Here is a 26587-nt window from a genome sequence, read left to right on the forward strand (position 1 = left end):
AAGAAGGGGGAGTAAAACAGCAAGCCTTAGACTATATTAGTTTATTACAATTACGAAAAATCATTAATTAATTTAAAACTTAAATATTATGAAAGCACTTATTATTATACTCTTTTTAAGCGTTACTATAGCATCATACTCACAAGAAACTCCAAAGGGAAAAATTAAAATCGAAGAATTACCTGGCGTAGTTATTAAAAGAGTTGGCTCCGATTTTTCTGTTTATATTCCTGACAATAATCCTGACCAAAGAGTACGAACTGTAGAAGAAAAATTTATTGCCTTTGATTTAGGTAAAGATGCTGAAGGGTTTGAAGAATACCTTGTAGTAATGGAAGTAAAAAATGGCTCTTTGACCGCAACTTACAATGAAAACGGAAAACTAATACGCGTTGTGGAAGAATTCAAAAATGTAAAACTTCCCGGGGAGGTTATCTATTCTATTTACCGAGCATATCCCGGTTGGTCAATTGTAAATGACAGTTTCCTCTATTCACAGGCAGAAGGGGATATTATCAAAAAACAATATAATATTAAAATCAAAAAAGATAAGGAAACCATGAAATTAGTGGTGCGTCCGAATGGGGAAATTCTTAAAGCGAAATAAATTTGATTTAGAATCAAAAAAAGGCTGTCTAAAGTAATTTCAGACAGCCTTTTATATTTTGTTTAAACTATTAAATCTGTATGTTTTTTACATTTGCATTGCCATCAGCAACAATAAATGAAGTATCATAACCACCAAATAGCTTCATATACGTTCTTATGGAAGTTCCGTATGCATCTCTAAAATAGCGCTTACCCTTATTTTTAAAATACTTTTTTACTGATCCTGCACCGCCAAGATGAGCCGCAGCTAAAATTCCAGATTCAGTAACGTGTATTCCGTTGAGAATTGTTCCTTCGTATTTTTCAATCTCCTTTTTCAGTTCCCATTTATTTTTAGCCAAAAGTGCGATAAATGCTTTTTCCTGTAATTCAGGACTATTTAAAAAAGTAGAACTATTACGAACTCCAACAGACTTTAAAGTCTCAATACCAAATTGGTATTTCCCTAAATATCCTAAAGAATTGATTTTTCTATATTTACTTTCAGATTCTCTGTATCCGATTGCTTCCTTAAAGCCAACGAAAAAATTTCCAGTAAAAGGGATGTTCAAATTGATGTAATCTTCTTGCTTTTCAGAAGGAAATAAGTAGTGTGTTCCTTCTTCTTCATTGATAAGAAACCAAGGGCTGGTTTCTAAGTTAAACGGTTTAAAACCTGAGCTTAAAAAAACTGTAATTACAGTCAGACTAGTGTAAAAATACCACTTCTTTATCATAAATTGTTTTTCTTCAAAACGCTGTCCCGTTAAGAAATTTCTATGCGCAAAGATACAACAAAAATAATTATACTGATAATCAAGCAGTTAAACTTTTCTAAAAATAGATTAAGTGGTATTTTATATCGTTTAAGTGCACAAATTCAATTGTAGGTGCAGGTATCTTAACGGTATTAAGAACGGAGAAAACGGTCTTCAAAAAATGGGATTTGGTCTTAATTTTTGTCAAATCTACATCCAAACTCAGGTAAAATTGTCTGAATCTTTTTGGATTAGAGGTTAAAATAGGGGGTGTATCTTCTTTATTTCCGGTTATCATACCATCAGCCCCATAACCCAAGGCCAAGTTGAGCCATTTTGGTATTTTTGATCCTTTAGCGAAAGAATGTAAATTGACCGAGAGCCAATAGGTTTGTCCATTATAGTCTTTTAGAATCTGTTCTGTAAATGAACTTCCTAAAACTTCAGGTCTGTAACCGGCATATTTTGTAGTATGAAAAGAAAATTTAGGCATAATACGCTGTTCCTTCCATATTAATTCTTGTGAAACATATAAAGCTGTCCCGGAAGCATTTGCCACAACATCGCCTAATGAAGCGCCCCATTCAGAGGAATATCCATCTAAAACCTCGACTGCAGTTAAAAATGTGAAACCTAAACCTGCTCCATACAGCAATTGATTTTTTTTATTGGCACCACTCCATTGTAGCATTTCAGCACCAAATCGTCCCAAATGATACGACGAAAATACATGACCGGCTTTATCCATTTGTAGCCACTCAGCATTGTCATTTATAAAATGAAAATCAGATTTGGGATACTCGGCGTACCAAGCTTGATTCAAAGCTATTAAAGTTCCCGTAGTAAAAACTGCTTCGGAAATAATAACTGTATTTTGTCTTTTAATATCTAAAGAATCGGATGGTTTGAAGAAACTATCCGCTGTATTTTGAGCAAAACCAGTTTGGAAAATCATCCAAAACAGCAACAAAAAGACAACTTTTTTATTCCGCCCCAAAACTATCTTTTTACGCCTTGGCTGTTGATCCAATCCGAATATTTTTTGGCGTTTTTATTGTGTTCTTCTAATGTAGCGGCAAACTCGTGGTATCCAAAACGCTCTACACTGGCGCAGAAGTAAATGAAATTATTTTTCTCAGGATCTAAAACAGCTTCTAATGCTGTAATATCAGGCATCGCGATAGGTCCCGGAGGAAGTCCCACATTCATATACGTATTGTACGGATGACTCATTGTCAAATCATTGTAAAAAACCCTTTTGATGACTTGGTCAAAATCATTCGATTTCTTTTTCATCGCAAAAATAACGGTTGGATCTGCTTGCAATGGCATTTGCGCTCTTAAACGATTCAAATATACGCCTGCAATTCTTGGTCTCTCGTCTTTTTTAACGGATTCTTTGTGTACGATTGAAGCCAAAATAGTAGCTTCAATAGGAGTTAATCCTTGTTTTTGTGCTTTGGCAACTCTTTCTTTATTCCAGAAATTACGGTATTCCTTAATCATTTTATCGCGGAATTTTTCAGCAGTAGTATTCCAATAAATCTCATACGTATTAGGAATAAACATTACCAAAACATTTTCTTCGTTAAAACCGTTTTCTTTCAAGAAAATAGAATCTTTAAACGAAGTTAATAATGATAAACTGTCGGCTTCTATTTGAGAACCTACACGTCCCGCTAAATTCTCTACTCTTTCCTGATTATTGAATGCTAATTTCACAGGTGAATTAAGTCTTAAGGTTTTTACCAATTCATAACTGTTCATTCCTTTTGTAAATAGAAAACGACCCGGAATTACATTATCAGAATAGCCTCTTTTATTTGCAACCATTTCAAAACGGTCCATATTCTCGACATACGGCGCAATTATTTTTTTAACATCTTCGTATTTAGAATCTGTCGGAACATATACATAGACTTCTTTATCGGTAAATTTTGTATTGGCAGAAAAAATTTGTTTCAACAGTATTAATCCATAAATCATTAATATTGATATTAAAACAACAGAAGCAATGGTGATAATTTTCTTAATATTCATAAGTGGTATTGTTATTTTTTGGAATCAGAACCGTGTCATTCTTCCTATTTATTCGATTTTGAAACGATACTGATTCAAAACTAAAAAATTTAAAATTTAGTATTGATTAATTGAAAAATAGCTTCGTCTTTATAAACGCCGTTCATAAAAGTCCAGTCTTTCTTGACCCCTATAATTTCGAATCCAAATTTAGTAAAAAGTGCTTTACTAGCTTCATTTTCGGTTCCTATATTTGCATATAATTGGTGTAAATTAAGATTACAAAAAGCATATTCAATTAATAGCCCCAAAGCTTCTGAACCAATATTCTGTTTTCGGTTTTCGTTGTCTTGGATAACGATACCTACTCCTGCCCTGTTATTCTTTGGATCAAAATCAAATAAATCGATTAAACCTAAGGCCGGGAAATCCTGATCTTGACAAATAGCCAATCGCAATTGCTTGGCTTCATAAATATCCTGATGGGCATTTTCTAAATATTGTTTGACTAAAAACCGGCTGTAAGGCGTGTGCGTATTACTGACTTCCCAAATACTCTGGTCGTTTTCAATGGCATACACAAACTCTAAATCATTGGGTTCTAATGCACGAATATAGATATTGTCGCCTTTTAATGTTTTCATTTTTGATTTAGAATTTGTTTAAATCTCAATCGTTCCTTTAAATACAAATTCCGCTGGTCCTTTCAAGAAAACGTCTGTAAAATGTCCTTCTTTTTTATCAAAAGAAACGACTAATTTTCCGCCTTCAACATTCAAATCAATAGAAGAAGCATTCGTTTTTCCTAAAACATTCATTGCAATTGCAACTGCTGTAGCGCCTGTTCCACAAGAAAGGGTTTCATCCTCTACGCCTCTTTCATACGTTCGTAACGAAAAAGTAGTGTCGTCAATTTGTTTTACAAAATTGATATTACTTCCTGCTTTTCCATATAAATCTCCGTATCGAATGGCTGCTCCGTTTTCCTTTATATTGTAATTTTCTAAATCGTCTACCAGTTGCACATGGTGTGGTGAACCCGTATTTAGAAACACATGATCTGAACTCACTTTTACCTCATCAACATCTATCATTTGTAGCGAAACCAATCCGTCATCTTCAATAGTCGCGTGGTGCAAACCATCTGTAGCAATAAAAGTAGTATTGTTTTGGATTACGTTCAGCTTTTTGGCGAAAGCCACTAAACACCTGCCGCCGTTACCACACATAGAACTTTGGTTTCCGTCAGAGTTATAATAGACCATTTTGAAATTAGTTTCAGAGTCATTTTCCAATAAAATAAGACCATCGCCTCCTATTCCAAAACGTCTGTCACATAAGTGCGCGATGAGTTGTGTATTCTCCTTTGGAAAAAACTCCGAACGATTATCAATCATTACAAAATCATTTCCTGTTCCTTGGTATTTATAAAATTCTAGTTGCATTTTAATTGAATTGAGTTATACAAAATTACGAATTATTAATGAAATGTTAATCATTGTTAAAGAGCGTTAAACTGTATTTTGCGAAGCTAATTTAGTTTTATTTTTACGAGTAAATATCTTAAAAAACGAATTTAATTATGAAAAATTTTTCAACACTTTTTTTGGTTTCCCTGTTGAGCGGAGTAGTAACACTAGGTTCATACAAATTATTATTTGACACCAATGGATATTTTTCTAATGATAAAAATTCAGGAGTCACAATGGCATCCGATTCTTACGGAAAGAAAGTAGGATTATCATCGGAAGTACTTGATTTTACTGAAGCTGCAGAAAAAACAATCCATACGGTGGTACACGTAAAAAACGTTTCGCGAAGAACAATTACGAATCCCATTTTAGAATATTTTTATGGGTATAAAGGAGGGCAATCCCAGGAGCAAGTGGGAACGGGTTCTGGAGTTATCATTTCTGAGGACGGTTATATCGTAACCAATAATCACGTAATTAAAGGAGCATCAGAAATTGAAATTACCTTAAATAACAAAAAATCGTATCAGGCAAAACTCATTGGAACCGATTCTAAAATGGATATTGCCTTATTGAAAATTGATGCGAATGAGAAATTACCGTACACTGTTTTTGCCAATTCTGATTCGGTGAAGGTGGGTGAATGGGTTTTGGCTGTCGGTAATCCGTACAATTTAACGTCCACGGTAACAGCCGGAATTGTTTCGGCGAAAGCCAGAGATTTAGACACCAGCGGAATCCAATCTTTCATACAAACTGATGCTGCGGTAAATCCTGGAAACAGTGGTGGAGCCTTAGTAAACACACGTGGTGAGCTGATAGGAATAAACACGATGATTTCCTCCATGACAGGCTCATACGTAGGATATTCTTTTGCGGTTCCTTCGAATATTGCCCGAAAAATCATTGAAGATTTAATGGAATTTGGGAATGTACAACGTGGAATTCTTGGAGTTGAAGGAGGCGAATTGAACAGCATTAGTTCTAAAGAATTAGGCATAACACAAACACAAGGATTTTACATTAATAAAGTAACCAAAAATTCTGGTGCCGAGAAATCAGGACTTGGAAAAGGTGATGTCATCATCAAATTAGACGAGCAAAATGTGGCTACTTTTGCGGATCTTTCAGGATACATCAATACGAAAAGACCGAATGATAAAGTTCAGGTTACCTATATCAGAGATGGGAAAACCAGAGTAGTTCCCGTAATTTTGAGTAAAAATGAGTTTTTCAATGCTGAATTTAAAGGCATCGAATTAGAAAACATTGAAGCTGCTGACAAGAAGAAGTTCAAAATTGATTACGGTGTGCGAATCAAATCCATAAACAGTCAAAACTTAAAACAATACGAAGACGAGTTGATAGGAAATATTATCTTGAGTATTGACAATGTAAAAGCTACCGATGTGGAAACGGTATCCAAACTTTTAAGTAAAAAAGAGGAAAACCAAACCGTACGAATCGAAATGATTAATAAAAACGGAGAAATTATGCGTGTGATTCTTTAACACATCCGAGTTTTGAAAAAACAAAGCCATCTTGAAAAAAAAAGGTGGCTTTTTTATTTTATAAATAATTCATAAAATACGTTACGAAATCGATTGAAATGGGTACTTTTGCGCAAATTTTAAAAAATACAATCACTTATTTTCATTAAATTTTCAACATGGCAACCACAACTTTATACGAAAAAGAAGTTACTTTTCAAGCCGACAGGCGACGTGCAGGAGTAAAACTAATTAAAATCATCAGCGATTTATGGTATGATAAATCCATAGAAATGGTCTTATTCCGAAATCAATTAATTGATAGAAATGTCAGTGACATTATCAACCTGCATGAATATGCTGCCGAATTTGTAGGCAAACCCATTTCAGTATTTGACTCGGTTAAAATTGCAAAAGCTATTTTAGAATTGAATTTACCACCTGCAAAATTGGACATTGGTAAACTGACGTATGAATACGGTTTAGAAGAAGATAAATATCCGGATGCCAAGTATTTTGTAATTGACAAACTTAAAAACGCAAAAGACTCTGAAGAAATTCAGCCAAAAGATGTTGTGCTATATGGTTTTGGTCGAATTGGTCGATTATTAGCCCGAGAATTAATGTCTAAAACCGGAAAAGGAAGTCAAATGCGATTGCGCGCTATCGTGACACGCGATAAAAATGACGCCAATTCTCTTGAAAAAAGAGCTTCCTTATTGCGATATGATTCCATTCACGGCGATTTTCAAGGATCAGTAACTGCTGATACTGAAAATAATGCTTTGATTATCAACGGAACAACTGTTCACGTTATTACTGCAAACGGACCTGAAGAAATTGATTACACCCTTTTTGGAATCGATAATGCATTGGTAATTGACAACACAGGCGCTTTTACAACCCACGAAGCATTAAGCCGACATTTGGTTTCCAAAGGTGTGGATAAAGTATTGCTTACCGCTCCCGGAAAAGGAGTTCCAAATATTGTTCATGGCGTAAACCATAACGAATACAATCCGGATGAAATCAACATTTTTTCGGCTGCATCGTGTACTACCAATGCGATTACGCCAATATTGAAAGCTGTTGAAGATACTTTAGGAGTTGTCAAAGGACATTTAGAAACCATCCATGCCTACACAAACGACCAGAATCTTGTGGATAATATGCACAAAAAATACCGTCGTGGTAGAGCAGCAGCCTTAAATATGGTAATTACCGAAACGGGTGCCGGAAGTGCTGTTGCAAAAGCATTGCCAAGCCTTGCTGGAAAATTAACCTCAAATGCGATTCGGGTACCGGTACCTAACGGTTCATTGGTAGTCTTGAATCTTGAAGTGTCCAGAGAAACATCGCTGTTAGAAATCAATGCCATTATGAAAAAATATGCGTTGGAAGGCGAACTGGTAGAGCAAATCAAATATTCTTTGAATAACGAATTGGTTTCTTCGGATATCGTGGGAACATCGGCTCCTGCCATTTATGACAGTAACGCCACAATCGTTTCAACCGATGGTAAAAATATCGTGTTATACATTTGGTACGATAACGAATACGGATACAGCCACCAGGTAATCCGATTAGCAAAATACATTGCCAAAGTAAGACGCTTTACGTATTACTAGCCTATAGATTACAGGTTGATGGTTGCAGATTGTAATTTTTAGTTTTTTAGTTTTTAGATTTAGATTGAAGAAAGCAGCAACCCAGCCTGAATTAAATAGAAAATCCGTCGCGTTATCAAAACGAGACGGATTTTTTTTGTTATTCTACCGGATTTAGCCACAGATGACGCGGATTAAACGGATTTTAACTGATTTCCAAAAAGTTATATTTAAAAATTCGATTTAACATCCACAAATTAATAATTAATAACTTATAATTTAAAAAAACTATTCTTTGGCTTTAGTCAAATAATAAACTGGAATACCTATTAGCATAATCAAAACTCCCCAACCACTTGTACTCGTTTTAGTATACAACAAAGCAATACAAATAGCCGTGGCAATAATTAGGTATAATCCCGGCAAAAATGGATATCCAAAAGCTTTATATGGTCTTTCGGCATTTGGCATTTTCTTGCGCAGAATAAATATTCCCAAGATAGTAAGTATGTAAAATATCAAAACGATGATAACCACAAAATCCAGTAAATCCCCATATTTCCCTGTGAGACACAACGCCGATGCCCAAATACACTGCGCCCAAATAGACCAAGCCGGAACACTGGCATGATTCAATTCAGCAGCTTTCTTGAAGAAAACACCGTCTTGCGCCATTGTATAATACACTCTGGCACCCGCCATAATCAATCCGTTGTTGCAGGCAAAAGTCGAAATCATAATCATCACAGCGATAATTAATGTCCCCACTGAACCAAAAATACTTTGCGAAGCCACGACAGCAACACGATCAGATTCTGCCGTAGCAATTTCATACAAAGGCACTACTGCTAAGTACATAATATTAGCCAAAATATAAATTACACTCACGATTAAGGTTCCTAAGAACAAGCTCAATCCTACGTTGCGTTTTGGATTTTTTATTTCTCCGGCGATAAAAGTTACTCCTTCCCAAGCCACACTGGAGAACATCGAACCTACTAAGGCAGCCGAAATTCCAGATATCAAAGCTGTTCCGCTGATAGGCAACCAAGAACCCGTTTCCACATTTAGTGTTTGTGACGTCCAAGCGTTGGTCCAGTTTGCGTCCCAAACCTCTGCTTTGGCAGCCATAAAACCAAAAATAATCAAACCGGCCAACGATAAAATTTTGATAACCGTCAGAACCGTTTGTAAAATCTTCGAGTTTTTCACCCCGCGACTGTTCACATAACTCAACAAAATAATGGTGAAAATAGAAACAATCTGAGCCGCATTGAGTTTGAAATCCCCAATCTCGTATAAAATATTCTTATCACTCAAAGGCGCGTACAAATAGGCGGCAAATTTGGCAAAAGCCACACCCACGGCAGCAATGGTACCGGTTTGTATCACGGCAAAAAAGCTCCAACCGTATAAAAAACCCACCAGTTTCCCGTACGCTTCCTTAATGTACACATATTGACCACCCGCTTTAGGAAACATCGCGCTCAACTCGCCATAACTCACGGCGGCAATCACCGTAATAGCCCCCGTAAGCACCCACATAGCAATCAACCAACCGGCAGAACCCAACTGGCGAACCATATCTGAGCTTACAATAAATATCCCGGAACCTATCATAGAACCCACCACAAGCATGGTTCCGTCGAGTAATCCTAATTCTCTTTTAAAATCGTCTGGTTTTTGGTCTTCCATATTTTTTGGTTTTGGGGTTTTGGTTTTAGTTGGCTAAAGATATACTTTTTTTGGAAATTTCATAAATTGAAGGAGAAAAGTGAGAAATTCAAAATAAAGAGACAAGAGACAAGAGCAAAGAGTGAGAATTAACTAACCGATTGTTCATTTGGGCGTGACCCTGCAGTAGCTTTGTCGTTCCTCCTCGCCACTTTGGGTCGGGCGGTACGCTGTATCTTTATTTTCTTAAAGAAAGAAAATAAAGGATGCCGCTTCCCTCCCTCACGCAAACCGCAATAAAAATAACGTTTATTCTTTTCAAGAAAAATTGTAAGAAAAATTAAATATATTTGAGAAAATATTTATCGAAAAAAGTTTTGGCAATCCAACTAAATTTAGTGTGGTTTGCGAAAATTTGTTTCGTGTAAAAACATTATCAGCTAGCTTAACCAATCCGTATTGGAATTATGAACAACTTTTTTAAAAATTTATTTAATCAACCAAAGAATTTACCAAAAATGAGTACTAGTATTTTGCAATCTATATTACAGAAATCAAAAGAGAATAAAGAACTAATTTCTATTTGGCAATACAATACCGACAAAGGTTCACTTGTAGGCTATATCACTGAAATAAATGAAGAATATATTGGATTTAGGCACTTTACTAGATTTGGGAAACAGGATGGAATTATTTTTATAAAAGTCGCAAATATTAAAAATATTGATTTCAATGATGATTATGTCAAAGTAATGGAATGTCTAATAGAATATTCTGATATCATTGACAAACCTTCTGATTTTAATATTTGCTTAGATCAATCAGAAAATTGGCAGTTTAATGCGATTTTGCAACTTCATAAAGCAAAAGATCAAATGGCTAGTTTTGAAATAAATGGAAGTGAATTTTTTACAGGATTTGTAAAAGATATTTCTGATGAAGATTTCATTCTAAATTGTATTGCTAAAAATGGTGAAGATTTAGGAACTTCTCTTTTCAAAATAGAAGACGTTACAGAAGTTAGAGTAAATGATATTGATGACAGAAGGCGATTACTATTATATAAATGGAGAAAAGCTAGCTTATAACAGCCATTTCGTATGACGTTTTCGTTAAACATAAAATACTATGTTTCGAAATCTCTAACATCTCCAACTACCAAAATATTAAATACTATTTTAATACAAAATTTGTAAAATGAAATATAAAATAATGTTACTGATAATCTTCATTCCATTATTAGGAATATGCCAATCTAAGCCATTTTATAAACAAACTATCACGGCTTTTGAAATAAAGAAGAAAGATACAATCAGTAAAAAAGTAATGATAACATATCTTGATAGTATTAGAAACATTATCACAACAGAAAATAATATCCAAAATGCTATTTCAGCTAGTAAATATAAAAGTGACAAAACTCATTCTATAATTGAAGTTAATACTGATAGGTTATACATATCCTCTGATATAAATTCCAAAGGTGACACCATAGGAAAGATAATCTATGTATACGATGAAAAAAAGAATAGAACTGAAAATTATCAAATCAGAAATGGAGATACCCTAAATGGACAAAAACGTGTTTACAATAAATCAGGAAAATACACAAAATTATATAATAAGTATAAAGATAGTCATAAGTACTACTTGAGTAATAAATGGAAATATGATTCTAATGGCAATACTTTAAAGTCTAAAACTTATAACCAAAATGGCAAATTAGTGGGGATTGAAAAATACCAAAATATTTATAAAAAAGACGAGTTTATTTCAACTAAGTCTGAATCATTAAATGGTAAAGAATTTATCATAAAATCTAAAGAAATTAAAAAAGGAAATGTTCGAACGATTTATTTCTACTATAATAGTTTTGGTTTTAATTACGGGATAAAAATCAATCATGTTTATGGCGGTTATAGCATTGAAGAAGAAGATAGCGAAGGCAATATGAAAGAGTTAAGGATATACGATAATCAAAACAACATGACGGCATTTTTAAAAAATGTTGAAGTAAAAATTTAATTAATTGAACCATTTATTTTCGATAGCGCTGAAAACTTTTCCTTACTCAAAATTAGTACTTTACAAAAAACCTAAAAAATAATCCTATCGTACGGATGTATAATTTTTCGGATAACGATAATTTAGATTTGGAACATTATAAAAAACTCAAACCAAAAATGAAATACGCTGAATTTAACATTGACTCGAATAAAATAGAATTCTGGAACTCTATTTTTGGAATTGAAAGCGTTTTATTGAATGGAAAAATAATTTCTAAAAAGTTTTCTTTTTCTGGAATTACCCACGAAATAAAACTACACGCCAGAGATTTGATTTTGGAATCAAAATACAAACAATTCGACAAAAAAGAAATCAAACTTGAATTGAAAGAAAATGGCGTAGTACTCAAGGAACAAGTTGTAAAAATACACAAAAAACAACGATTTTTTTGGTTCCTAATTGGAGTAGGCTTGGGTTTTGCACTCTTTAGACTTCTAAATTTACTTTAGGAATACCTGAATTTATAAAACCCGTTCGCTTGGATGTTAATAATCCGTTCGACTCGCAATTTTATGTTTCTTTCCCAGAAATTAAACGTACTTTAGTGTCGCTTTCCTGATGACATTCTAGCATTAACACCAAAACAGGAAACGTATCATTTAGCACTAAAAATCATGAATACATTAAAATTAGGATGGACAGGCCTTGGCAACATGGGAAATCCAATGGTGATAAACCTGCTCAAAGCGGGTTTTGAAGTATCCGTTTTCAATCGCACCAAAGATAAAGAAGCGCCATTACTGGCTGCAGGAGCAAAATCAGCAAGCAGTTTACAAGAACTAATGGAAACTTGCGACGTCGTTTTGACCATGTTATCCAATGACGCAGCTGTCAAAGAAGTTTTTGAAGGACCAACGGGTTTATTGTCTAAAACCAATCCTGGCAAAACCATCATCAATATGAGTACAGTTGCTCCGGAAACTTCCCGTTATTTAAACACCATTTGTAACCAACATCACGTACATTTTATAGATGCTCCCGTTTCTGGAAGTGTAAAACCGGCACAGGACGGAACTTTAGTTATTCTCGTAGGCGCTTCGAGTGAAGACTACGAAGTAGCCAAACCGATATTTGACGTTTTGGGTAAAATTGCCATTCATGTAGGTGAACCTGGCGTGGCGAGTTCGGCTAAGTTAGCCATCAATTATCTATTAGGATTGAATCTTCAAGGAATAGCTGAAACGGTTTTATTTGCCGAGAAAAACGGCGTGAGCAAAGAAGATATGCTCAACATCATCAATCAAGGCGCTTGCGGCAACGGTATTACAAATATCAAAACACCTTCTATTCTTAACGACTCTTATCCGGCGGCATTTGCTTTGAAACATCTCGTTAAAGATTTGAGGCTGGCCAAAGAAGCCGGACTCGATTCCCCGCTAATTCATCCTTTGTATGACAGTTATGCCGTAGCTGAACAAGAAGGATTAGGTGATCAAGATGTGATGGCGATTATCAGCAGTTTAAAGAGCAAGTAATATTTGGATGTTATTTTGGGAATAAAACCCTTGCCAACAAATAAGTCACCCAAAAACATAAAAAAAGCTAAATCCATAAAGATTTAGCTTTTCTCATTTAATCGAATCAGAAAATGATATTACTTCGTTTTCATTGGTGGCAAGTCAAATGCAGCTGATTCATGCTCAAAACCATTGCGGTGTGAACCATCGCAAAAAGGTTTGTTTACTGATAATCCACAACGGCAAAGACCCAAAGCGGTTCTTCCTTCTAATCCGTATGTTTTTCCTTCACAGTCTGTTATTTCGAAATCGCCTTCTATTTTTATAGAACCATTGCGATTGATTGTTAGTTTAGTCTTGCTCATAATGCTTTTTAATTTTTTAGAGTTCAAAGATTGCAAAATATTTTAGGACCTTTCTTCATTGCTGCGCTTTTTTATGATTCCAAATCGTAATTTACATTAATTCTATTTTATGCTACCTTAAATTAGGAGCAATCACAGGCAAGTAAAAGAAATTAGAAATTGGAATTTTTTGAATATCTCAAAATTTGGCACAATCAAAAAAGAGCACATTATGCATTGAATTATCCAACTATTGAAGAACTTAAGAATCAAATTAATTGCAAAAATGCAGCGTAACTTTATGCGCCGTTTTTATTTGTGCATCCAATCCTTAAGATTAAAGTAATCTTGATAAGCTACAAATATTATTAGCTTCTATATTGTATATTTGCCCGTTAGGTAATCCGTTTTAGGTGGTGTTAATTATTTTATATTCTGTAAAAGAATAAAAACACCTTTTCAATTTTATAATTAAAAATAAATTCAATACCATATAATATTTTAAAAGCATGAGTATCTTAAAAAAAGTAAATGTATTCCGAAGGATTTTAACACGAAGCCTTACTAAAAATATCGGCAGTTCCCAGAAGAATCAACATATAGATTTGACTCAAAAAATTGAAATCAAAAGAGTATTAATTTCCAGACCCAATCATAGATTAGGAAACCTATTGCTAATTACACCGCTGGTACAAGACGTAATAGCCACTTTCCCAGAATGTAAAATTGATTTATTTGTAAAAGGAGGGCTTGCGCCAATTGTTTTTCAAAACTACGAAAACATCAATTATATTATTGAACTTCCAAAAAAGCCCTTTAAAAACCTAATCGCTTATTTTCAAGTTTGGATAAAAATCAAAAGACAGCGCTATGACATTGTTATAAATGTTGATAAAGGTTCTTCATCTGGACGATTATCGGCCCAGTTTGCAGATGCAAAATATAAGTTTTTTGGCGAAGTTGATGAAAACATTGCATTAAAATATAAAGATTACGAGCACATTGCCAAGTATCCGGTGTATGAATTCAGAAGTTTTTTAACCAAATTAGGATTTCAAGAAAAGGAAAATCCAGTTCCATCATTAGATCTTAAATTAAGTAATGCCGAGCTTGCCGAAGGCAAAAAAACAATAGACAAAATAGTTCCTAATGACAAAAAAACTATTGCTATTTTCACCTATGCAACAGATGACAAATGCTATTCAGAAACTTGGTGGGAAGAATTTTATGAGCAATTAAAAACAAAATATCAAGATTACAATATTATAGAAATTTTACCGGTAGAAAATATTTCACAAATAGGATTTAAAGCACCTACTTTTTATAGCAAAGACATTCGGGAAATTGGTTCAGTAATTGCAAATACAGAAATTTTCATTGGTGCCGACAGTGGAATTATGCATTTAGCCAGTGCTTCACTAACACCTACTGTAGGTTTATTTTCTCGTCTTAATCAAAACAAATATGCCCCTTACAACAATAACAGCGTGGCCATAAACACCAATACCAGCACAACCGAGGAATCAATCAAAGTAATCAACAACATTCTTCTTGGTAAGAATTAATTATAAATATAAAACAACAAATATTGTTCTAGTAAAATGAAAACTAAAATATAAATCAAAATATTTATGAAAAAAATAGCTGTATTCCTAATTGTATTTGTGTTCACGGGGACACTTTGTGCCCAGAATACCAACTCCTTTGCTTTAAAATTAGACCACATGGCACTTTCAGTAAAAGACTTGGATCGCTCCGTTGATTTCTATACTAATATTTTGAAACTTTCAGAAATTACCAATCTTACACGAAAAGAAGGAATTCGTTGGGTTTCATTGGGTGATGGTAAAGAATTACACTTAGTTTCCACTATTAAAGGACCTGTTACGATAAACAAAGCAGTACATCTTGCGTTTAAATCAGCTAATTTTGATGCATTGATTCAGTCACTTAAAGCTTTAAAAATTACATATTCTGACTGGCCGGGGAAACTTGACACCATCACCGTTAGAGCAGACGGAATCAAACAAATATACATACAGGATCCAGATGGCTATTGGATTGAAATAAATAGTGCCGAACAACACTAAACTGTACAACTAAAAAAAACGAAACTCCTCAGTTGCCTGAGGAGTTTCGTTTTTTTATTCCTTATATTTTTTTGAAATTCACCAATTAGAATTACTGTAAAACTCTATTTATTTGGGAGAAATTTTTCTCATAGTATTTTTCTTTGGTTGAGGAAATAATAACTCCATTACTCACTGAAGAGTGAATGAATTTTATTTCTCCTTCACAAACTTCTACCACCATACCTACATGATTAATTTGGCTTCTACCATTCGTTTTAAAGAAAATTAAATCTCCTTTTTGAGCTTCTTCAGTATTTATTTTAGTACCAATACCGGATTGTTCTCTTGATGTTCTTGGCAACTTTATATCGAATGCACCAAAAGTAGTACACATTAGGCCGGAACAGTCAAAACCTGCTTTTGAAGTTCCTCCAGAACGGTATCTTGTTCCTATGTTTTCTGAAGCGCGTTCTATCAATTGATCCAGAAAATCATGACTAAAAGTAGGCTTTAACGTATTGTTAAAATCAATTGTAGTGTTTTCAATTGTAGCTGTATTATCGCTATCGATGCTAACAACAGCATTATTTTCTACTGGTACATTATTTGCCCGAATGTTCAATTTAGCTCCTACACGAAGTCCGTTTTTAACTTCTGGATTTTGTTTTTCTAATTCCTGAACCGAAATTCCGTATTGTTTAGCAATACCATATTTGGTTTCTTTTGGCAACACTTCGCGAACAATATTATTTGAGATTGCGCTTGGCGTTTCATTTGATTGAGAAACAGCTATAACTTCTGATTTTGGTAAATCTATTTTTGGATGAGAAACTACTGGCTCTTCTGTTTTAGGTGTAATTGTAACGGGCTCTGCAATAACTACAGCTTCAGCAGTTGGTAATTCTTTGTTTGGCTGTGGCGCAACCGCTACTTCAGTCACTGGTATTCCATTTCCTGGAATCGTTATTTTTTGACCTACTCTAAGTGCTTTGGTGCCTATAGTTGGATTGGCTTTATCTAATTCTTTAACCGTAATTCCGTATTTTCTTGCGATAGAATATTTTGATTCTTTTGGCTGAACTTCTATCGTGGTTTGTTCCGTAGTGGATTTTTCAGTTTCGATTACTTGGGGAGTAACTACTAATTCTGGTTTTTGAGAAACCTTTTTGGCTTGAGGAGCAACAGCTACTTCCGTTGAAGATGCGTTTGCAGAAATTATAATTTTTTGACCTATTTTTAATCCTGTAGATTCTAACGTTGGATTAAGTTCATTTAATTCTTTTAGGGAGATTCCGTATTGTTTTGCAATTCCGTAAAGCGTTTCTTTGGCAAGTACTTCATGTTCTTTTGCGGAGTAATTTGCTGCAACCTTGGATTTAGTATTTGTCTTTTTTGTGGCTGCTACAGGAATTAATAAAATGGAATTGAGTTTTAATAGATTTTTTGCGTTTGGATTTAATTTGAAAATAGCGCTTTGTTTAACATCATATTTCTCAGCAATACTAGAAATTGTTTCTCCTTTTACGATGGTGTGCTTCGTGATATTTTCCTGAGAAAAAAGAACGATACTATTCAATAAAAACAATGTTACAATTAATCTTAAACTCATATTCATTTATTTCAAATTACTTACCCCATTTTTATTCTACACAGCGATTTCGGGATATAATTATTAAATCTCGCTATGGTTTGCTTTTTTACTTTTTTATTTAAAAAATTGTAAAAATAATCCTTATCTCTTTCAAAAAAAAAGGTTCAGAATGTGTTCATTTTAAATTCTAGTTGATTTTTTATTTCAATTGCAAAAGCAGGTGAAATAGTAACGCCGTACAATCCTATTGTATTGTTGGGCTGAAAATAAAAATTCTAAAGAAGGTTGATTTAAAAAAACTATCAAAAAAGCTCCTTTGAATATTTAATTTTTCAAAAAAGCTAATATAAGAGATTTAATCAAAAAACACAGCCTTTTTTTAAATTTTAACGTTCAAAAAATAAAATTTCGACTTGTTTTTTGAATTTTGCCCGTATTTTCGGCTTATAGCTCTTTTCTTTTTTAAAATAAAATTTTGTTTGAAATCAATAAATAGGAATTGAAATTCTGGTTCATGACTTGTAGCCCTGATGAAAGTGAAAAGCCTTTTGAAGCGGAATTGCCTATTTTTCCTGAGAAAAAAGAGCGACTAAAAGAAGCTCCTTTTTTATCTTGGAAAAAAGCAATTGCGCAAAAAAGCGGGAAACGGTCAGCGGGAAATAGCTCAAAGAAAAACCACCTCATTTTATTTGAAGTGGCGCTGTTAATTCTCTCGTTTGGTTTATACTACATGAATATCACTCCACTTTTCAGCAAGTTTAGAGAGGTTAGCTCGCATTAAATCATCAGGAGTCATCGCTATTCTAAATTCGCAATTGGCTTCAAAATTTAAAAACCAAGGTTCAGCAATAGATGGAATTGCAGACGCATCAGGGACTTCAACTACCATAATAGCGCCCCGATGACCGTCTTGTTCAGAAAAATAAATACTCTCTGGTTTGATATCATTAATCACTCGACTAATGATTTCGCCAGCTGTTCCATTTCTAGTCATTGAGTTGAAAGGCTCAATAGGAAAGATAACATTGACTAACATTCTCATAGCAATAAGATTTAAGATTAATAGTAACTAAAGATACAAAATAACACAATTCGCATCTCTAATAAAAATACTCATTATCAATATTTTAACTTAAATTAACATGCCATTAGAAAGCGAATATTGTTCTTCTGAAAAAACCCATGAAACAAAAAAAACTCCCAAGTTTCCTTGAGAGTTTTGAATATAAATATTTTAATTTACTTATGCCTTACTGGCAGCAGCAATTAAGTTTAATGCTGAACCAGCTACAAACCAGCCAATTTGCCCTTCGTTATAGGTATGGTTTGCCAAGATAATATCTTTGGTTCCATCTGCGTGAACGAATTCTAGAGTTAATGGCTTTCCTGGAGCAAAATCTACTAAATCTGTGAAGTTGATGGTGTCATCTTCCTGGATTTTATCGTAATCAGCTTCGTTAGCAAATGTCAATCCTAAAAGCCCTTGTTTTTTAAGGTTTGTTTCGTGGATACGAGCAAATGATTTTACTAATACTGCTTGAACCCCTAAGAAACGAGGCTCCATAGCCGCATGCTCACGAGAAGATCCTTCTCCATAATTGTGATCTCCCACAACAATAGATGGTACTCCAGCTGCTTTATAAGCACGTGCAACTGCAGGAACGGCATCATAGGTACCCGTTAATTGATTTTTAACCGAATTGGTTTTATCTGTGAAGGCATTAACTGCTCCAATCAACATATTGTTAGAAATGTTATCTAAGTGACCACGGAAACGCAACCATGGACCAGCCATAGAGATGTGATCTGTAGTACATTTTCCGAAAGCCTTAATCAATAATTTAGCTCCAGTAATATTTTTACCATCCCAAGGTTGGAATGGTGCCAATAATTGCAAACGATCTGAAGTTTCGCTAACTAGGATTTGAACACCTGATCCATCAGCTGCTGGTGCTTGAAAACCTGCATCTTCTACTGCGAAACCTTTTTTAGGCAATTCATCACCATAAGGAGCGGTTAGTTTTACTTCTTCCCCGTTATCGTTGATTAAAGTATCAGTAATAGGATTGAAATCCAAACGACCTGAAATTGCTAATGCAGCAACCATTTCTGGAGACGTTACAAAAGCGTGTGTGTTTGGGTTACCATCGGCACGTTTAGAGAAGTTACGGTTGAAAGAGTGAACAATTGTGTTTTTCTCTCCTTTATCAGCTCCTGCTCTATCCCATTGTCCAATACATGGTCCACAAGCATTAGTAAAGACTTTGGTCCCCATTTTTTCGAAAGTGGCGATGATTCCATCTCTTTCGATTGTATATCTAATTTGCTCAGAACCTGGGTTGATACCAAATTCAGCTTTTGGGCTGATTCCTAATTCAACTGCCTGATTTACGATAGATGCAGCACGAGCCATATCTTCGTAAGAAGAGTTGGTACAAGAACCGATTAATCCCCATTCTACTTTAATTGGCCAACCGTTTGCAGCAGCTTCAGCTTTCATTTGAGAAACTGGCGTACCACGGTCCGGAGTAAAAGGACCATTAATGTGTGGTTCTAATTCAGAAAGATTAATTTCGATTACTTGGTCAAAATATGTTTCCGGGTTTGCATACACTTCTGGATCAGCAGTTAAATAAGACGCTACCTTATCAGCAGCATCGACTACATCTTGACGACCTGTTGCAGAAAGGTATCGTCTCATGGACTCGTCATAACCAAATGTTGAAGTGGTAGCACCAATTTCGGCACCCATATTACAAATAGTTCCTTTTCCAGTACATGACATTGAAGTTGCGCCTTCTCCAAAATATTCAACGATAGCTCCTGTTCCACCTTTTACAGTAAGAATATCAGCTACTTTAAGGATAACATCTTTTGGTGCAGTCCAACCGGAAAGTTTTCCAGTTAATTTTACCCCTATTAATTTTGGAAATTTTAATTCCCATGACATTCCTGACATTACATCTACAGCATCAGCTCCACCAACACCTATAGCCAACATTCCTAATCCACCTGCATTTACAGTATGCGAATCGGTACCAATCATCAAACCTCCAGGGAAGGCATAATTCTCCAAAACGATTTGGTGAATAATTCCTGAACCTGGTTTCCAGAAACCAATTCCGTATTTATCAGACACTGAAGATAGGAAGTCAAAAACTTCTTTGGATTGTGTATTTGCTGCAGCTAAATCAAATTCAGCTCCATTTTTAGCCAAAATCAAGTGATCACAATGCACTGTTGTAGGAACTGCAACTTTCTTTTTACCAGCGTGCATAAATTGCAACAATGCCATTTGAGCCGTTGCATCTTGACAAGCAACTCTATCCGGGGCAAAATCCACATAATCAACACCTCTTCCAAAAGCAGTTGATGGCATTCCATCCCAAAGGTGATTGTACAAAATTTTCTCTGTTAAAGTAAGCGGACGGCCAACTATTTCGCGTGCCTTATCAACACGAGTTGTCATGTTGTAGTACACTTTTTTAATCATTTCAATATCAAAAGCCATAATATATAGGTGTTTTTTGTTATTCTATTTCTTCACCACAAGATACAAAAAAATAGAGTATAAAAAAAAGCCTGAGTCATTAGACTCAGGCTTTTAAATTATAATTAACTAATTATGTGAATTATTTAACTAATAACTTATGAGAAGGCGCAAACTTAGTTAGATTGATACCTTCTACCGCCGTTTTATATTCTTCTATTGTTGGAGTTCTACCAAGGATTGTTGACAAAACTACAACTGGTGTAGAAGAAAGTAAAGACTCTCCTTTTTTACCTTCAGTATCTTCTACAACTCTTCCTTGGAAAAGACGCGTAGATGTTGCCATAACGGTATCTCCTTTTGCCGCTTTTTCCTGGTTACCCATACAAAGGTTACAACCCGGACGCTCTAGATATAACATATTTTCATATGAAGTACGTGCTGCAGCTTTAGGAACATTATCGTCAAATTCGAAACCAGAATATTTTTGTAAAATTTCCCAGTCACCTTCTGCTTTTAATTCATCAACAATATTATAAGTAGGCGGAGCTACAACTAGTGGCGCTTTGAATTCTACTTTACCTTCTTGCTCATCAATGTTCTTAAGCATATGAGCTAGAATTTTCATATCACCCTTATGAACCATACAAGATCCAATAAATCCAAGATCTACTTTTTTAACCCCTCCATAGAAAGATAATGGTCTAATAGTATCATGCGTATATCTTTTAGAAACATCCGCATTATTCACATCAGGATCCGCAATCATTGGCTCAGCAATTACATCAAGATCTACAACAACTTCAGCGTAATACTTAGCGTTTGCATCCGGTCTTAGTGCTGGTTTCTCACCTGAAATAATCTCGGTAATTCTCTTATCAGCAATAGCAATCAATCCTTTCAGCACTTGATTTTTATTATCCATTCCCTTGTCAATCATAATCTGAATTCTTCCCTTTGCCATCTCAAGAGATTCAATCAAGGTATAATCTTCAGAAATACAGATAGAAGCTTTTGCTTTCATTTCTGCAGTCCAATCCGTAAAAGTAAATGCTTGATCCGCATTAAGAGTTCCTAAGTGAACCTCAATAATTCTTCCTTGGAATACATTCTCTCCACCAAATGTTTTAAGCATTTGAGATTGTGTAGCATGAACTACGTCACGGAAATCCATGTATCCTTTCATATCTCCTTTGAAAGTCACCTTCACAGATTCTGGAATTGGCATTGAAGCTTCACCAGTTGCTAATGCAAGAGCAACTGTTCCTGAGTCAGCACCAAAAGCAACCCCTTTTGACATTCTGGTATGAGAGTCACCACCAATGATGATAGCCCATTCATTTACAGTAATATCATTAAGTACTTTGTGAATTACATCCGTCATGGAATGATAAACGCCTTTCGGGTCACGAGCTGTGATCAATCCGAAGTCGTTCATAAATTTCATCAATCTCGGAATATTTGCTTTAGATTTATTATCCCAAACTGAAGCTGTATGACAACCTGATTGGTAAGCACCGTCAACGATTGGAGAAATCACAGTAGCAGCCATAGACTCTAACTCCTGAGAAGTCATCAAACCAGTCGTATCTTGTGAACCAACAATATTTACAGTAACACGTACATCTGAACCAGCATGTAAAATTTTACCTGGAGTTGAACCAACCGCATTGGCATTAAATATTTTTTCTACAGCTGTAAGACCTTGTCCTTCAATAGAAACTTCTTTTGACGGAGCATATACAGGTACAATAGCAATACCAAGAGTTTTTGATGCAAATGTTTGTAATTTTTTTCCAAACACAATTGCATAAGAACCTCCCGCTTTTATAAATTCAATTTTCTGAGGAGTGAATGCTTTAGAAATATCTATCAATTCTTTATCTCCACTATACAATTTCTTTGTCTTTGTATTGATTGTAAGAACCGTACCAGTAGCAACAGAGTAAACTTCTTCTAAAATAGGATCACCGCTTTCATTACGAACAGGGTTACCATTTTCATCTAATTTTTTTACCCAGTTTTTAAGGTCAAGACCAATACCACCAGTAACATCAACAGTTGTTAGGAAAATTGGAGAAATACCATTTGTTCCTGCAACGATTGGCGCAATATTAATAAATGGAACATAAGGACTTGCTTGTTTACCACTCCAAAGCGCCACGTTGTTTACACCTGACATTCTTGAAGAACCCACACCCATAGTACCTTTTTCAGCAATTAACATCACGCTCTTATCAGGATTCGCTTCTGCTAACGCTTTGATTTCAGCTTGTGCTTCTGGAGAAATTAAGCATTTACCGTGCAATTCACGATCTGAACGAGAGTGCGCTTGGTTTCCTGGAGAAAGTAAATCAGTTGAAATATCTCCTTCACCAGCAATAAAAGTAATTACCTTAATTTCTTCTGCAATTTCAGGTAATTTAGTAAAGAACTCTGCCTTAGCATAGCTTTCTAAAATATCCTTGGCAATTTCGTTACCGTTTTTGAAAGCCTCAGCTAAACGATCTGTATCTGCTTCATAAAGATAAACTTGTGTTTTTAAAACAGCTGCAGCATCTTTTGCAATAGCAACATCATCACCTAAAGCTAAATCAAGTAAAACGGCTATAGAAGTTCCACCTTTCATGTGTGATAATAACTCTAAAGCAAAAGCAGGCGTAATTTCAGCAACTACTGATTGACCTAAAACGATTTCCTTTAAAAACTTAGCTTTCACATTAGCCGCAGGAGTAGTTCCTGGAACAACATTGTAAATAAAGAATTTAAGAGAATCCTCTCTATACTCGTTACTCAAATCTTTAATTTGTTCAATGATTTCGCTTAATAATTCGGCTCCATCAATTGGCTTTGGGTTAAGTCCCTGGCCTTTTCGTTCTTCAATTTCTTGAATGTAATCCTTATAAGTATTCATAATAGAAGTCTTTTCTTGGTATTTTTATTTTTTGTACGCAAATTTAGGAATTAATGCCGAGAATTAAAAAAAATATAATAGATGTAGCTTTTTCAAAAATTATTATTACAAAATAAAGAGTTTCACTACTTTTTATTATCAAAAATTCAATTTTAAATTAAAATAATGAATTATCAACAATTTAAAATCTTTTCTTTGAGAAAGTTGAAATTTAACGATACTTAGGGAGCGAGATTTTACACCGTTTTCAGCTAAGAACCTTTCTAAATTATCACTTATAACGTTGTAGTTGTGTTTTCAAACGCTCTTTTTGGTCAAACTGTACTATTAAGTGAAAACAAAAAAGCCAAACAGATTTTAGAAATTTGTTTGGCTTTTTTCTCAATATTAAAGATTATTACATCAGCTTCTGAATAATAGCTTCTTCAGTAATTCCTTCGGCATCAGCTTTATAATTTTTAATAATTCTATGGCGTAAAATTCCGGTAGCCACAGCTTTCACATCTTCAATATCCGGAGAAAATTTACCATTAAAAGCAGCATTTGCCTTGGCAGCCAAAATCAAATTTTGAGAAGCCCTAGGTCCAGCTCCCCAATCTAAATAATTTTTCACAAACTCATTAGACAACGGATTATCCGGTCTTGTTTTACTGACTAATGTCACTGCATACTCAATTACATTATCTGCAACAGGTATTCTACGGATTAATTGTTGAAAATCAATTATTTCTTGAGCAGTAAATAATGGATTTATAGTGTTTTTTATATCAGAAGTAGTTTGCTTAACTACTTGGACTTCTTCTAAAAAAGAAGGATATTCTAATTTTATGGCAAACATGAAACGGTCTAACTGTGCTTCTGGCAAAGGATACGTTCCTTCCTGCTCAATTGGATTTTGAGTTGCCAAAACAAAATAAGGTAAATCTAATTTATAGTTTTCACCTGCAATAGTAACCGAACGCTCCTGCATCGCTTCCAACAAAGCAGCCTGAGTTTTTGGAGGCGTTCTGTTTATCTCGTCGGCCAGAATAATATTGGAAAAAATAGGTCCTTTTATGAACTTGAAATGACGGTTTTCATCTAGTATTTCACTTCCAAGTATATCTGAAGGCATCAGATCCGGAGTAAACTGAATTCTTTTGAAATCAAGCCCCAATGCTTGTGCAAGGGTATTTACCATCAATGTTTTGGCTAATCCTGGAACTCCTACCAATAATGCATGCCCGCCAGAAAATATACAAAGCAAAATTTGATCTACAACATCATTCTGACCTACAATGATTTTTGCTATCTCCGTTTTTAGCTCATTCCTTTTTTGAACCAAGTTATGTATTGCTGCTACGTCTGACATGTAATAAGTATTTTAAAATTAAAAAGAGTTAGCGTTATGAAATCATAAAACTAACTCTTTTTATTTATTTATTGAAAATTTTTATTCCTAATTCCAATCTGGTAAATGATTAAGAAAACTATTTTTTAAGCCAATTGTTTGTAAAATCACAATCTCTATATTCTCCAATGATTTTGATGTACGTTTCTTTAATCTTTTCATCAAACCATTTTCCAATAGTCGTAATTTGTTTGCTTTTTAAAGCCAAGTCTTTTATCTTGATGTAATCTTTGGCATAATCCGCCGCATGCTCATCAATTCTATTCGTAACGGTAATCAGTTTGAATGTTTTCTTTCCTTCTTCGCCTTGTTCTAATATTGGAGCAGAAACTTCACCCTCTTTTAAATTAGAAACTTGACTATAAAAAGCAGGATCCAGTTTAGTCAACTCAAAACGAGTATCTTGTGTTTTTGGATTGATTAAAGCTCCACCATTCGCTCTAGTTTCTTTCTCATCAGATAATGTTCTGGCTGCATCTGCAAAAGTGATTTCTTTATCTTCGATTCTTTTTTTAATCAAAGTAATTTTCTCTTTAGCTTCATTCAACGCTTCTTCAGTTACTGTTGGTGTCAATAATATATGACGCAATTCTATTTCTTGACCTTTAATTTTTTCTACATAAATGATATGATATCCAAAATCTGTTTGAAAAGGAGCAGAAATTTCTCCTTCAGCAAGACTAAACGCAACATCTTTAAACTCTTTTACAAATGCTGTTTTACGATTCATTTTATAAAACCCTCCATTCGATCTTGAACCCGGATCTTGAGAATATAAAACTGCTTTAGTAGAAAAACTCGAACCTTCTTCTATTTCCTTTTTAAAACCATTGAGTTTATCAATTACTTTTTGTTTATCTGCATCCGAAACTTTGGGAGTAACCACAATTTGTGCTACTTCTAATTCTACACCAAAAAAAGGAAGATCTGCAGTAGGTATTGTTTTGAAATAATTACGTACTTCTTCAGGAGTGATTTCTACAGCATCAACAATTTTCTTTTGCATTTCTGAACTCAACTTGCCTTCTTTTAAAATATCAGAGAAGTAAGTTCTAAATTCTTCCTCAGAATCTTTTTTGTAGTATTTAACCACTTTGTCCAAAGACCCTATTTGCTCTACCATATAGTTCAAACGATCTTCCATCATACCTTTCACTTCAGCATCTGTCACTACGATACTATCTTGAATAGCTTGATGTGCATATAATTTATCTTCCAATAATTTACCTAACATTTGACATCTTGTAATGTCTTTTACAGATCCACCTTGAGTAGAAATTTCAAGATACGACTTGTCAATATCTGAATCAAGTATGATATAATCCCCTACCGTGGCAATTACACCGTCAATTTTTTGTTTTTGATTGGATTGGATTTTTTTAACCGGAGTAATGACACTATCCTTAATAATTTCTTGAGCACTTGCTACAACACTGGAAAAAAGCAAAACAAAAAAAGTAAGTGCAATTCTATTATTAATGGATCTCATTTGTATTTTATTTATTGGCATTATTATAATTTGTATTTATTGTAAAACATCCCTATTCAACTGTCTTTAAACCTGTTTTATAAAGGCCAGAATAATTTTGGCAAATATACACTTTAAGAATCAAGAAGCGAATTGAATTTATAATACAATTTCTTACCATTCTTT

The 26587-nt window shown here is 34.4% G+C and carries 22 protein-coding genes; 9 read left to right on the forward strand and 13 right to left on the reverse strand.

Annotated elements, in window-relative coordinates; all coding sequences use genetic code 11:
- Positions 1-88: 88 nt before the first annotated feature.
- Entirely contained in the window at positions 89-607 is a 519-nt protein-coding gene (locus tag QLS65_RS00820) for a hypothetical protein (RefSeq protein WP_099714578.1), read from the forward strand.
- Between the two features lie 70 nt (positions 608-677).
- On the opposite strand, the gene QLS65_RS00825 is transcribed toward QLS65_RS00820, so the two are convergent.
- The 5 genes from QLS65_RS00825 to dapF form a co-directional block, all read right to left on the reverse strand.
- Entirely contained in the window at positions 678-1325 is a 648-nt protein-coding gene (locus tag QLS65_RS00825) for a peptidoglycan-binding protein LysM (protein WP_099714577.1), read from the reverse strand.
- 97 nt (positions 1326-1422) lie between these two features.
- Positions 1423-2301 carry a DUF2279 domain-containing protein gene (locus QLS65_RS00830; RefSeq protein ID WP_282715740.1) on the reverse strand — a complete coding sequence of 293 codons (879 nt, stop codon included), beginning with the start codon at positions 2299-2301 and terminating at the stop codon, positions 1423-1425.
- A gap of 44 nt (positions 2302-2345) precedes the next feature.
- Positions 2346-3386, reverse strand: coding sequence for an endolytic transglycosylase MltG (gene mltG / locus QLS65_RS00835; protein ID WP_099714575.1), 1041 nt, complete (start codon positions 3384-3386; stop codon positions 2346-2348).
- Between the two features lie 89 nt (positions 3387-3475).
- Positions 3476-4009, reverse strand: coding sequence for a GNAT family N-acetyltransferase (locus tag QLS65_RS00840; protein WP_282714632.1), 534 nt, complete (start codon positions 4007-4009; stop codon positions 3476-3478).
- Positions 4010-4027: 18 nt separating this feature from the next.
- The gene (gene dapF, locus QLS65_RS00845) at positions 4028-4810 is read right to left on the reverse strand and encodes a diaminopimelate epimerase (protein WP_282714633.1); all 783 of its coding nucleotides are present in this window, start codon (positions 4808-4810) and stop codon (positions 4028-4030) included.
- 137 nt (positions 4811-4947) lie between these two features.
- Here dapF and QLS65_RS00850 point away from each other — a divergent pair, with 137 nt between their 5' ends.
- Positions 4948-6348, forward strand: coding sequence for a S1C family serine protease (locus QLS65_RS00850; protein WP_282714634.1), 1401 nt, complete (start codon positions 4948-4950; stop codon positions 6346-6348).
- A 158-nt stretch (positions 6349-6506) separates the two neighbouring features.
- A complete protein-coding gene (locus tag QLS65_RS00855; RefSeq protein WP_121342684.1) occupies positions 6507-7955 on the forward strand; it encodes a glyceraldehyde-3-phosphate dehydrogenase in 1449 nt (482 codons plus the stop codon).
- Between the two features lie 267 nt (positions 7956-8222).
- Here QLS65_RS00855 and QLS65_RS00860 read toward each other — a convergent pair whose 3' ends face one another.
- Positions 8223-9629: an APC family permease gene (locus tag QLS65_RS00860; protein ID WP_121342685.1), complete on the reverse strand. Its 1407-nt coding sequence runs from the start codon at positions 9627-9629 to the stop codon at positions 8223-8225.
- A gap of 497 nt (positions 9630-10126) precedes the next feature.
- Here QLS65_RS00860 and QLS65_RS00865 point away from each other — a divergent pair, with 497 nt between their 5' ends.
- From QLS65_RS00865 to QLS65_RS00880, 4 genes are all read left to right on the forward strand, one after another.
- Positions 10127-10696, forward strand: a complete 570-nt coding sequence (locus QLS65_RS00865) for a hypothetical protein (protein WP_282714638.1) — start codon at positions 10127-10129, stop codon at positions 10694-10696.
- A 109-nt stretch (positions 10697-10805) separates the two neighbouring features.
- On the forward strand, positions 10806-11633 hold the full coding sequence (locus tag QLS65_RS00870; RefSeq protein ID WP_282710478.1) for a hypothetical protein: 828 nt from the start codon (positions 10806-10808) through the stop codon (positions 11631-11633).
- A gap of 95 nt (positions 11634-11728) precedes the next feature.
- Entirely contained in the window at positions 11729-12124 is a 396-nt protein-coding gene (locus QLS65_RS00875; protein WP_282710480.1) for a hypothetical protein, read from the forward strand.
- Positions 12125-12289: 165 nt separating this feature from the next.
- Positions 12290-13150: an NAD(P)-dependent oxidoreductase gene (locus QLS65_RS00880; protein WP_282714640.1), complete on the forward strand. Its 861-nt coding sequence runs from the start codon at positions 12290-12292 to the stop codon at positions 13148-13150.
- Positions 13151-13269: 119 nt separating this feature from the next.
- Here QLS65_RS00880 and QLS65_RS00885 read toward each other — a convergent pair whose 3' ends face one another.
- Positions 13270-13497, reverse strand: coding sequence for a CDGSH iron-sulfur domain-containing protein (locus QLS65_RS00885; RefSeq protein WP_091164708.1), 228 nt, complete (start codon positions 13495-13497; stop codon positions 13270-13272).
- Positions 13498-13985: 488 nt separating this feature from the next.
- On the opposite strand from QLS65_RS00885, the gene QLS65_RS00890 reads away from it, so the two are divergent.
- Both QLS65_RS00890 and QLS65_RS00895 read left to right on the forward strand, forming a co-directional pair.
- Positions 13986-15041 (forward strand): glycosyltransferase family 9 protein, encoded by a 1056-nt coding sequence (locus QLS65_RS00890; RefSeq protein WP_282714643.1) that lies wholly within the window; start codon positions 13986-13988, stop codon positions 15039-15041.
- 66 nt (positions 15042-15107) lie between these two features.
- The gene (locus QLS65_RS00895) at positions 15108-15566 is read left to right on the forward strand and encodes a VOC family protein (protein ID WP_282710485.1); all 459 of its coding nucleotides are present in this window, start codon (positions 15108-15110) and stop codon (positions 15564-15566) included.
- A 91-nt stretch (positions 15567-15657) separates the two neighbouring features.
- On the opposite strand, the gene QLS65_RS00900 is transcribed toward QLS65_RS00895, so the two are convergent.
- The 6 genes from QLS65_RS00900 to QLS65_RS00925 form a co-directional block, all read right to left on the reverse strand.
- Entirely contained in the window at positions 15658-17157 is a 1500-nt protein-coding gene (locus QLS65_RS00900) for a peptidoglycan endopeptidase (RefSeq protein ID WP_282714645.1), read from the reverse strand.
- Between the two features lie 703 nt (positions 17158-17860).
- Positions 17861-18181 carry a panthothenate synthetase gene (locus tag QLS65_RS00905; RefSeq protein WP_099714555.1) on the reverse strand — a complete coding sequence of 107 codons (321 nt, stop codon included), beginning with the start codon at positions 18179-18181 and terminating at the stop codon, positions 17861-17863.
- Between the two features lie 201 nt (positions 18182-18382).
- Positions 18383-20650: an aconitate hydratase gene (locus tag QLS65_RS00910; protein ID WP_282714647.1), complete on the reverse strand. Its 2268-nt coding sequence runs from the start codon at positions 20648-20650 to the stop codon at positions 18383-18385.
- Positions 20651-20771: 121 nt separating this feature from the next.
- Positions 20772-23543 carry a bifunctional aconitate hydratase 2/2-methylisocitrate dehydratase gene (locus tag QLS65_RS00915; RefSeq protein ID WP_282714649.1) on the reverse strand — a complete coding sequence of 924 codons (2772 nt, stop codon included), beginning with the start codon at positions 23541-23543 and terminating at the stop codon, positions 20772-20774.
- Positions 23544-23940: 397 nt separating this feature from the next.
- Positions 23941-24894: an AAA family ATPase gene (locus tag QLS65_RS00920; RefSeq protein WP_099714552.1), complete on the reverse strand. Its 954-nt coding sequence runs from the start codon at positions 24892-24894 to the stop codon at positions 23941-23943.
- Positions 24895-25012: 118 nt separating this feature from the next.
- The gene (locus QLS65_RS00925) at positions 25013-26443 is read right to left on the reverse strand and encodes a peptidylprolyl isomerase (RefSeq protein ID WP_282710490.1); all 1431 of its coding nucleotides are present in this window, start codon (positions 26441-26443) and stop codon (positions 25013-25015) included.
- Positions 26444-26587 lie beyond the last annotated feature (144 nt).

The sequence above is a fragment of the Flavobacterium algoritolerans genome (genome assembly GCF_030010385.1).
Lineage (GTDB): Bacteria > Bacteroidota > Bacteroidia > Flavobacteriales > Flavobacteriaceae > Flavobacterium > Flavobacterium algoritolerans.

Excerpts from the sequence above, each read along its gene's own strand:
- QLS65_RS00820 (WP_099714578.1), top strand. The coding sequence starts at position 89 with ATGAAAGCACTTATTATTATACTCTTTTTAAGCGTTACTATAGCATCA.
- QLS65_RS00825 (WP_099714577.1), bottom strand. The coding sequence starts at position 1,325 with ATGATAAAGAAGTGGTATTTTTACACTAGTCTGACTGTAATTACAGTT.
- QLS65_RS00830 (WP_282715740.1), bottom strand. The coding sequence starts at position 2,301 with ATGATTTTCCAAACTGGTTTTGCTCAAAATACAGCGGATAGTTTCTTC.
- mltG (WP_099714575.1), bottom strand. The coding sequence starts at position 3,386 with ATGAATATTAAGAAAATTATCACCATTGCTTCTGTTGTTTTAATATCA.
- QLS65_RS00840 (WP_282714632.1), bottom strand. The coding sequence starts at position 4,009 with ATGAAAACATTAAAAGGCGACAATATCTATATTCGTGCATTAGAACCC.
- dapF (WP_282714633.1), bottom strand. The coding sequence starts at position 4,810 with ATGCAACTAGAATTTTATAAATACCAAGGAACAGGAAATGATTTTGTA.
- QLS65_RS00850 (WP_282714634.1), top strand. The coding sequence starts at position 4,948 with ATGAAAAATTTTTCAACACTTTTTTTGGTTTCCCTGTTGAGCGGAGTA.
- QLS65_RS00855 (WP_121342684.1), top strand. The coding sequence starts at position 6,507 with ATGGCAACCACAACTTTATACGAAAAAGAAGTTACTTTTCAAGCCGAC.
- QLS65_RS00860 (WP_121342685.1), bottom strand. The coding sequence starts at position 9,629 with ATGGAAGACCAAAAACCAGACGATTTTAAAAGAGAATTAGGATTACTC.
- QLS65_RS00865 (WP_282714638.1), top strand. The coding sequence starts at position 10,127 with ATGAGTACTAGTATTTTGCAATCTATATTACAGAAATCAAAAGAGAAT.
- QLS65_RS00870 (WP_282710478.1), top strand. The coding sequence starts at position 10,806 with ATGAAATATAAAATAATGTTACTGATAATCTTCATTCCATTATTAGGA.
- QLS65_RS00875 (WP_282710480.1), top strand. The coding sequence starts at position 11,729 with ATGTATAATTTTTCGGATAACGATAATTTAGATTTGGAACATTATAAA.
- QLS65_RS00880 (WP_282714640.1), top strand. The coding sequence starts at position 12,290 with ATGAATACATTAAAATTAGGATGGACAGGCCTTGGCAACATGGGAAAT.
- QLS65_RS00885 (WP_091164708.1), bottom strand. The coding sequence starts at position 13,497 with ATGAGCAAGACTAAACTAACAATCAATCGCAATGGTTCTATAAAAATA.
- QLS65_RS00890 (WP_282714643.1), top strand. The coding sequence starts at position 13,986 with ATGAGTATCTTAAAAAAAGTAAATGTATTCCGAAGGATTTTAACACGA.
- QLS65_RS00895 (WP_282710485.1), top strand. The coding sequence starts at position 15,108 with ATGAAAAAAATAGCTGTATTCCTAATTGTATTTGTGTTCACGGGGACA.
- QLS65_RS00900 (WP_282714645.1), bottom strand. The coding sequence starts at position 17,157 with ATGAGTTTAAGATTAATTGTAACATTGTTTTTATTGAATAGTATCGTT.
- QLS65_RS00905 (WP_099714555.1), bottom strand. The coding sequence starts at position 18,181 with ATGAGAATGTTAGTCAATGTTATCTTTCCTATTGAGCCTTTCAACTCA.
- QLS65_RS00910 (WP_282714647.1), bottom strand. The coding sequence starts at position 20,650 with ATGGCTTTTGATATTGAAATGATTAAAAAAGTGTACTACAACATGACA.
- QLS65_RS00915 (WP_282714649.1), bottom strand. The coding sequence starts at position 23,543 with ATGAATACTTATAAGGATTACATTCAAGAAATTGAAGAACGAAAAGGC.
- QLS65_RS00920 (WP_099714552.1), bottom strand. The coding sequence starts at position 24,894 with ATGTCAGACGTAGCAGCAATACATAACTTGGTTCAAAAAAGGAATGAG.
- QLS65_RS00925 (WP_282710490.1), bottom strand. The coding sequence starts at position 26,443 with ATGCCAATAAATAAAATACAAATGAGATCCATTAATAATAGAATTGCA.